The sequence below is a fragment of the Mesorhizobium sp. M7A.F.Ca.MR.362.00.0.0 genome (assembly GCF_004023175.1).
Taxonomy (GTDB): Bacteria; Pseudomonadota; Alphaproteobacteria; order Rhizobiales; family Rhizobiaceae; genus Mesorhizobium.
Window position 1 is genome coordinate 14,405 of sequence record NZ_RZTF01000035.1, and the last position, 6,971, is coordinate 21,375.

A 6,971-nucleotide genomic window follows, 5' to 3' on the forward strand; every position below is an offset into this window, starting at 1 on the left:
AAGTCAGCCCGGTCGCGGCACCCAGGAAGACCAGCCCGCCCGCGATCACCGACAATCGTTTCTGCTTGCGCGTCATGTCTTGTTCTACTCCGTCGCCGTCAGGCCAAGCGAGGCGGCAAAGGCGGTGAATTTCTTCGCCTGGTCACTGTCGGCTCCAAAGACGGCGATGGCGCGACCGAGCGCCTCACGCGCCTGATCGGCCTTGCCGAGCACGACATAGGAACGAACGAGCCGCATCCATCCTTCCGGGTCGCGCGGATTTTGCCGCAGTTTGTCGTCGAGGCCGGCGACCATCGTGTTGATCATGGTCTCCCGATCCTGCGGCGACATCGAGGATGCGGCGTCGAAATCGCCGGCATCGGGACCGTTGGTGGCGCCGGAAGCGACGTCGGAGCTGCCGGATTTGGCGAGCGCCTGCTCGACGGCACCGCGCCATGGCGAGTCCGGCGGCAATCTGCCCAGCATCGCCTGCCATGCCGTGGTCGCTTCCTTGGCGCGCCCCTCCTGCGCCAACGCCATGGCCAGGTAGAAACTCGCCTTCGCGTTGGCCGGATCGAGCTTCAGGGCTGCCTCGAAAGCATCCTGGGCATCGGCCGAGACAATGCCGCCTGCCGCGCTGGCGATCGCCTCGCCGAGACCGGCCTGGCGAACGGCGCTGTCGCCATCGAGCCGAATGGCGTTGCGATAGGCTCCCGCCGCGTCGGAAAAGCGCTGCATGCGCAGATAGACCGGTGCGAGCACGTCCCAGCCCCTGCCGTCAGTGGGATTGGCGGCCAGATGGGCTTCGGCCCGCGCCACCAGCTCGTCGACCGAACTGTCGGCGGGATTCTTGGCCAACCGCTCGCTGAGCGGTTGCGACGGCAGGTCAGGAGAGCCAAGCTGGACATAGAGCCCCCAACTGACCAGCGGCACCGCCAGCACGGCTACGGTTGCCACCAGCCTTGCCGTGATCGACGCTCGGCCAGGGTTTGCGCCGCCGGCGGTACCCGCATTGTCAAGGCGAAGGATGCGGCGAGCGATCTCGGCGCGGGCCTCGGCGGCTTCGGCCGGCTGGATCAAGCCACGCGTGGCGTCGCGGTCAAGCTCGGACAATTGGTCCCGATAGACTTCGAGATCATGTTCGCCGCTCGACGACGCGCCCTTGGCGCTGGCGGCCAGCGGCAGCAGCACCGCCAGGCTTGCACCCAGCGTGAGAATGGCGGCTATGACCCAGAACAGCATGGTTCTTCCAATACCGGCAGAGCTCTGCCGTGCCAACAGATGCATGCTGCGACGCTTTGACGACGCCAGCCGCCAATCATCGGCAGACGGTCGTCAGGTCAGCGGCGTCCAGCTGCCATCGGCGTTGCGGCAAGCGGTTCCGCGCGCCGTGAGCCCGGCGCCGCCGGAAAACACCGTCTGTGTGTACTGGCGGCAGTCCTGCGAACCGACGCGGTACGGCTGGGCCGGAACCACCTCGCCGTAGCGCGAAGCCTGAGCGCCTTTCCACGTCACCTTCTGGCCGCTGGTCGTATATTCCAGCGCCTTGTATTCAGCCTCGAGCGCGCTACGCTTCTCGGTCTCGCTGAGGCCGTTGCCGATCGTCCCGCTGATGAGGCCGCCGCCCATCGCCGAAATGATCGTCGTGGTCACCTTGCCGCTGGAAGGAGGTGTCGAGGCCGGTGTCACTGCTATGGCTGGACCCTTGCCGCTCAAGGTGGTGCAGCCGGAAACGGCCAGCAATGCGGAAACGAGAGCGACGCGAATCTTCATGCCAACAACCGATTTTCTTGAGTGGGAGCCTGCCATGGATGCGCCGGGGGCCGCGTCATCGGAGAAGTTGGCGTGGCCATAGTATTGATATTTGTCGGAAATTTGGCCGTTGGCAGCTGCGAGACCAATCGACATGCCGCCAATAACATCTCCCGTCCCTCTATGTCGATTGGCCCTGGTGAACATCACTGAAGGCTCCGCAATCGCACCACCGCCTTCAATCCGCCCATACCGGACCGTTCGAGCGCCAGAACGCCTCCATACTCGTTGACGAGGTCTGCGACAATGGCCAGCCCCAGACCTGTTCCGGGCTTTGTCTCGTCCAGACGCCGTCCTCGCTTCAGCGCCTCGCGCGCCTTGTCCTCGGGAATGCCCGGACCGTCATCCTCTATGCTGATCTCGAACAGGCCGGCCGGGTCGTCCTTGCCGGTCAAGGGCACGACCGAAACCTGCACCGCGCTCTTTGCCCATTTCATCGCGTTTTCAAGGAGATTGCCCAGCAATTCCTCAAGATCCTCGCGCTCGCCGGCGAAGACGATTTCGGCCGCCGGCAGCGACAGCGACAGATTTGTCTGCGGATTGAGCTTCTGCAGAACCCGCACCATGCGCTGCACCAGCGGCGTCACCGGCGTGCGATAGACGACGCTGTCGCGCTGTGCCGCGACGCGGGCGCGCTGGAGATAGTGTTCGACCTGCTTCTGCATGGAAGCGGCCTGTTCGGCGATCAGCTGCCCCTTGGCGCCGCCGAGCGCGCGGCCCTCGTTGAGCAGTACCGCCAGAGGCGTCTTCAGCGAATGGGCGAGATTGCCGACCTGTGTTCGCGACCGCTCGACGATGCGCCTGTTGTTTTCGATCAACGCATTGGTTTCATTGGCAAGCGGTTCGATCTCGGCCGGGAAGCGGCCGTCGAGCCTCTGCGCGGTGCCCTCGCGCACCATGGCGAGCGCGTTCCTGACCCGGCGCAGCGGCTGCAGGCCGAGCAGGATGGCGATCGCGTTGATGGCGATCATGCCGACGCCGAACAGGCTGAGATAGGTCAGCAGGCGGCGCTGGAAGGTAGCGATTTCCTGTTCGAGTTCGCTCTGGTTGCCCATGACGCGGAAACGCGCGGCCCGGTTCTTGGCGTCGAGAACGAATTCGCTCTCGAAAACTTCGAGTTGTTCGCCGTCGATGCCTTCGGCTGCGTAGCTGCGCTGAAAACTGGCATTGAACGGCACCTCGGCAACGCTCGGTGATGGGATCGTCGTGGTCATCGACGACGAGTGGAGATCGCCATGCACGCCCTCCGAAGCGGGCTCGACCGACCAGTACCAGCCCGAATTCGGCTCCGAGAACCGAAGGTCGCCGAGGTCTGGCGCGCCAGTCAGCGCCCCGCTGTCGGAGATGCCGATCGAACCGATCAGGTTGAACAGATGCGCCGAAAGCAGGCTGTCGAAGCCGCGCTCGCTGGCCTGGCGGTATAGGGTGGTGATCAAGGTGAAGATGACAACGAGCGTCACGATCGCCCAGACCGTGGAAAAGGCGATAACGCGGAACGTCAGCGAACGCGGCCACAAACGCAGCGAAAGCGGCGTCCTTGCGGTTGGTTTGAGCGGTTCCGAGTTACGCCTCCGGCTCACGCATGCGGTAGCCCATGCCGCGCACGGTTTCGATCATGTCGATGCCCATCTTCTTGCGCAGCCGCCCGACAAACACCTCGATGGTGTTGGAATCGCGGTCGAAATCCTGATCGTAGAGATGCTCGACCAGTTCGGTCCGCGAGACCACTTCGCCCATATGGTGCATCAGATAGGCGAGCAGGCGGAATTCGTGCGACGTCAGTTTCAGCGGCACGCCGTCGACATCGGCCTTGGAGGCCTTGGTGTCGAGACGCAGCGGCCCGCAGGTCAGTTCGGACGAGGCATGGCCGGCTGCTCGCCGGATCAGGGCTCGTAACCTCGCCAGCACCTCCTCGATGTGGAACGGCTTGGTGACGTAGTCATCGGCGCCGGCATCGATGCCGGAGACCTTGTCGCTCCAGCGGTCGCGCGCCGTCAGGATCAGCACCGGCATCTTGCGGCCGCCGCGCCGCCAGCGCTCGACCACACTTATGCCGTCCATCTGCGGCAGGCCGATATCGAGCACGACCGCGTCATAGGGCTCTGTGTCGCCAAGGAAATGGCCTTCCTCGCCGTCGAAGGCGCGGTCGACGACATAGCCGGCATCGACCAGCGCATCCGATATCTGCCGATTGAGATCCTTGTCATCTTCGACGACGAGTACACGCATGCGGAGTTCGATACCTGTTGAAGAGCTTTGTCAGATTGAAGGGCTTGGTCAGATTGAAGAGCTTTGTCAGATTGAAGACTGGGGCAGATATAGGCCGATTCCGGCGGCCTGGGAAACGTAGCCTAAGGTTGATTGGGTCAGTTCAGCGGAACGACGATCTCGGAACGGCGCGGACGTTGTCCGTCCTTGCCTGGAACGAGCACCACGATGACACAGACAGGCTGACCGCCGCGCGTCGATTGCGAGGCCTTGGCCAGCGTTCCGCCATTCTGCTCGGCCACCTGCTGGCCGATGGCGTAGCAATCGGACGCCGCCAGTACGATCGGACTGGCCAGGTCGGGCGGCGCGATGACCGGCATCGCCATCGCCCGCGACGCGAACAGCCCGGCAGCACAAAGCGCCAGTGTCGCAATTCGGAAGTGGGAGCGAAGCGTTTTCATGACCGGCGTTGTAACGCATCGGTGCTGAACGTGAAATGAACGGTGAACGCCGCTGAAAACATCCTCGCCACACCCCTGCAACGCGAGACAATCAACCTGGAATTTCACCGCCTCGAACAGGTGAAATCCCGCGAAAGTCCAGTCTAGACTCGGTTTTGACCATATTGAAAGCGCATCAGGCATTTTCCTGCGTTATCGCGCGAAAACGCAGCAGCCCGTGATGGACGAGCAGATCCTCGTCATGGCGGGCTTCGGCAAATTCCAGCGACAGTCGTGTCTGGCCGCGAGGGCCAATCACCAGTGCTGCGTCGGCAAGGCGCGCCTGGATGGCGGCCATGATGGCAAGCGTTTCGGCGTCGCCATGGGCTTTCGACCAGACATGCAGCGTAATCAACTGATCGTCGGTGTTCTCGGTGCCCGTATCCCAGTCAAAAGCGGAGGTCTGGCCGCAGGTCACGTACGGAAAAGCGGCATTCTCGGCTGGCCGTTCGAGCAGTCCGGCGCCGCCCAGCAAGGCCGACAGCGATGCATCGCTTTTCAGCCTGAGAAACAGTGCCTGCTGTAAATCGCCTGGCGCGGTCATCGTCTTTTCCTCCAGTTCCTGCGCTGCCGATTATTGCTTTTCGGAAGCTGTCCGCGTTCTGCGTGTTCTGACAGATATAGCCATTCGACGCGCGGAGGCGATGGCGATTCGTCATCGGAATGATGGATGCCGATGATCTCGAAAGGGCGACTTTGCCAACACCATCGTCCGCGGGCACCGCGCCGCGAACATGGACTCTCGATTCCTGGTTACATATTCTCGCTACAGGGTCGCATGACGATCCACGAAGCAATTTCGGAAGCTGATGATGCTCGATGCAGAAAAGACCAGGGCTGCCTCGCGGTTGTTGGTAGGCCACTGGGACAAGGGCACCCGTCTCGGCGCCATACCTGAGGCGTTGCGCCCACAAACACGGCTCGAAGGTTACGCCATCCAGTCGCATGTCCTGGATCGCTCGGCGGCCTCGCTTTTCGGCTGGAAGATTGCCGCGACCAGTCTGGCCGGACAAAGGCACATCAATGTCGACGGCCCGATGGCCGGACGTCTCCTGGCCGAAAAAACGGTGGAGGTCGGCGGGACCGTTTCCCTGGCGACGAGCAAGATGCGCGTGGCCGAGATCGAGTTCGCTTTCCGATTCGGCCGCGAACTGCCGCCTCGTCCGGCACCCTATGAAATCGCCGAAGTGATGAAAGCCGTGGCGACCTTGCACCCGGCGATCGAAATTCCGGACTCACGCTATGACGATTTCTGCGCCGTCGGGGCGCCGCAGCTCATTGCGGACAATGCCTGCGCCAATCTGTTTGTCATCGGCGAGGCGGCGGAAGACGACTGGCGCGGCGTGGACCTTGCAAAGCACCCCGTGGTCGCTTTCGTTTCCGGAAAGTCGCAGCACAACGGATCGGGAGCGGCCGTGTTGGGCGATCCTCGCATCGCGCTCACCTGGCTCGTCAACGAGCTGTCGGGCCTGGGCATAGCGCTCCAACCGGGACAGGTGGTGATTACAGGCACCTGCGTGACGCCGATAAGCGTCGAGGCAGGCGACGAAGTCACCGGCGATCTCGGCCGGTTTGGCCGCGTCTCGGTGCGGTTTGTCTAGGCTCCGCGCTGCCTGGCCACGAAACTGCGCACCGCCAGCACCAGCACGGTGATGATGATCAGGATCACCGAGAGCGCGGCGATCGCCGGGTCGATGTTGTCGCGCAGGCCCATCCACATCAGCCTCGGCAGGGTGATGGCGTTGACCGAGGTGATGAACAGGGTGACGCCGATTTCTTCCCACGACAGCACGAAGGAGAGCAGTGCCGCTGTGATGATGCCGAACTTGATGTTGGGCATGATGATGCGGGTGGCGCGCTCCCACACAGTGGCCCCTAAGCCCCGCGCGGCAAGGTCGATGCGCCGGTCGAGCTGGCTGAGCGAGACCAGCATCAGCACGGTGGCGAAGGGCACCGTCATCACCGAATGCGCCATGGCGACGCCGAGCCATGTGTCATAGCCGAAGAACGTGCTGAAGCCCGACATCGAGGTCAGCAGGAAGTAGAGCGTGATCGCCGAGACCACCGGCGGCACCACCATCGGCAGCAGCACGAAACCGACCAGGGCCGCGGTGAAGCGCGGCTGGAACATCCAGACGCCGAGGCTGAAGCACAGCGCGAGCACGGTGGAAAAGGCACTGCTGACGACACCGATGCGGATCGAGAGCAGGATCGATTGGAGCCAGCGCGGGTCCTCGACCAGCGCCCGGTAGTGGCGCAGCGACAGTTCGCCCGACGGCATTGCCAGCATGCGGCTCGGCGTCAGCGACACCGGGATGACCGCGAGCAGCGGCATCAGCAGGAAAAGCGCCACGAAGGCGGCGATGATCAGCGAGACGGGACCGGGGCGGTAGGTCGGCATCAGATCAACTGCTTCGGTCTGACATATCGGAACAAAAGCGCCATCAGCGCGCCGACGAACAGCACCAACAC

General features: G+C 63.3%; 8 protein-coding genes and 1 pseudogene. 1 reads left to right on the forward strand and 8 read right to left on the reverse strand.

What is annotated here, in order from left to right:
- From EOC06_RS41940 to EOC06_RS07710, 7 genes and pseudogenes are all read right to left on the reverse strand, one after another.
- Positions 1–76, reverse strand: a pseudogene (locus EOC06_RS41940) (cytochrome c biogenesis protein CcmE); the annotation flags it as partial.
- A gap of 8 nt (positions 77–84) precedes the next feature.
- Complete coding sequence (ccmI, locus tag EOC06_RS07685) at positions 85–1,221, reverse strand: c-type cytochrome biogenesis protein CcmI (protein WP_128307463.1); 1,137 nt, start codon at positions 1,219–1,221, stop codon at positions 85–87.
- A gap of 93 nt (positions 1,222–1,314) precedes the next feature.
- On the reverse strand, positions 1,315–1,752 hold the full coding sequence (locus EOC06_RS07690; protein WP_128307464.1) for a hypothetical protein: 438 nt from the start codon (positions 1,750–1,752) through the stop codon (positions 1,315–1,317).
- Positions 1,753–1,937: 185 nt separating this feature from the next.
- Positions 1,938–3,371: an ATP-binding protein gene (locus EOC06_RS07695; RefSeq protein ID WP_127269160.1), complete on the reverse strand. Its 1,434-nt coding sequence runs from the start codon at positions 3,369–3,371 to the stop codon at positions 1,938–1,940.
- The gene (locus EOC06_RS07700; RefSeq protein WP_023812809.1) at positions 3,355–4,020 is read right to left on the reverse strand and encodes a response regulator transcription factor; all 666 of its coding nucleotides are present in this window, start codon (positions 4,018–4,020) and stop codon (positions 3,355–3,357) included. Before EOC06_RS07700 ends, EOC06_RS07695 begins: the two co-directional genes overlap by 17 nt.
- A 137-nt stretch (positions 4,021–4,157) precedes the next feature.
- A complete protein-coding gene (locus tag EOC06_RS07705) occupies positions 4,158–4,460 on the reverse strand; it encodes a hypothetical protein (protein ID WP_127269164.1) in 303 nt (100 codons plus the stop codon).
- A gap of 175 nt (positions 4,461–4,635) precedes the next feature.
- Positions 4,636–5,043: a DUF3168 domain-containing protein gene (locus EOC06_RS07710; protein ID WP_127327199.1), complete on the reverse strand. Its 408-nt coding sequence runs from the start codon at positions 5,041–5,043 to the stop codon at positions 4,636–4,638.
- A 268-nt stretch (positions 5,044–5,311) separates the two neighbouring features.
- Here EOC06_RS07710 and EOC06_RS07715 point away from each other — a divergent pair, with 268 nt between their 5' ends.
- A complete protein-coding gene (locus EOC06_RS07715; protein ID WP_128307465.1) occupies positions 5,312–6,100 on the forward strand; it encodes a 2-keto-4-pentenoate hydratase in 789 nt (262 codons plus the stop codon).
- Here the strand turns inward: EOC06_RS07715 and EOC06_RS07720 are convergent.
- Complete coding sequence (locus EOC06_RS07720) at positions 6,097–6,900, reverse strand: ABC transporter permease (protein ID WP_128307466.1); 804 nt, start codon at positions 6,898–6,900, stop codon at positions 6,097–6,099. The genes EOC06_RS07715 and EOC06_RS07720 overlap by 4 nt on opposite strands.
- Positions 6,901–6,971: the final 71 nt, after the last annotated feature.

Excerpts from the sequence above, each read along its gene's own strand:
- ccmI (WP_128307463.1), bottom strand. The coding sequence starts at position 1,221 with ATGCTGTTCTGGGTCATAGCCGCCATTCTCACGCTGGGTGCAAGCCTG.
- EOC06_RS07690 (WP_128307464.1), bottom strand. The coding sequence starts at position 1,752 with ATGAAGATTCGCGTCGCTCTCGTTTCCGCATTGCTGGCCGTTTCCGGC.
- EOC06_RS07700 (WP_023812809.1), bottom strand. The coding sequence starts at position 4,020 with ATGCGTGTACTCGTCGTCGAAGATGACAAGGATCTCAATCGGCAGATA.
- EOC06_RS07705 (WP_127269164.1), bottom strand. The coding sequence starts at position 4,460 with ATGAAAACGCTTCGCTCCCACTTCCGAATTGCGACACTGGCGCTTTGT.
- EOC06_RS07710 (WP_127327199.1), bottom strand. The coding sequence starts at position 5,043 with ATGACCGCGCCAGGCGATTTACAGCAGGCACTGTTTCTCAGGCTGAAA.
- EOC06_RS07715 (WP_128307465.1), top strand. The coding sequence starts at position 5,312 with ATGCTCGATGCAGAAAAGACCAGGGCTGCCTCGCGGTTGTTGGTAGGC.
- EOC06_RS07720 (WP_128307466.1), bottom strand. The coding sequence starts at position 6,900 with ATGCCGACCTACCGCCCCGGTCCCGTCTCGCTGATCATCGCCGCCTTC.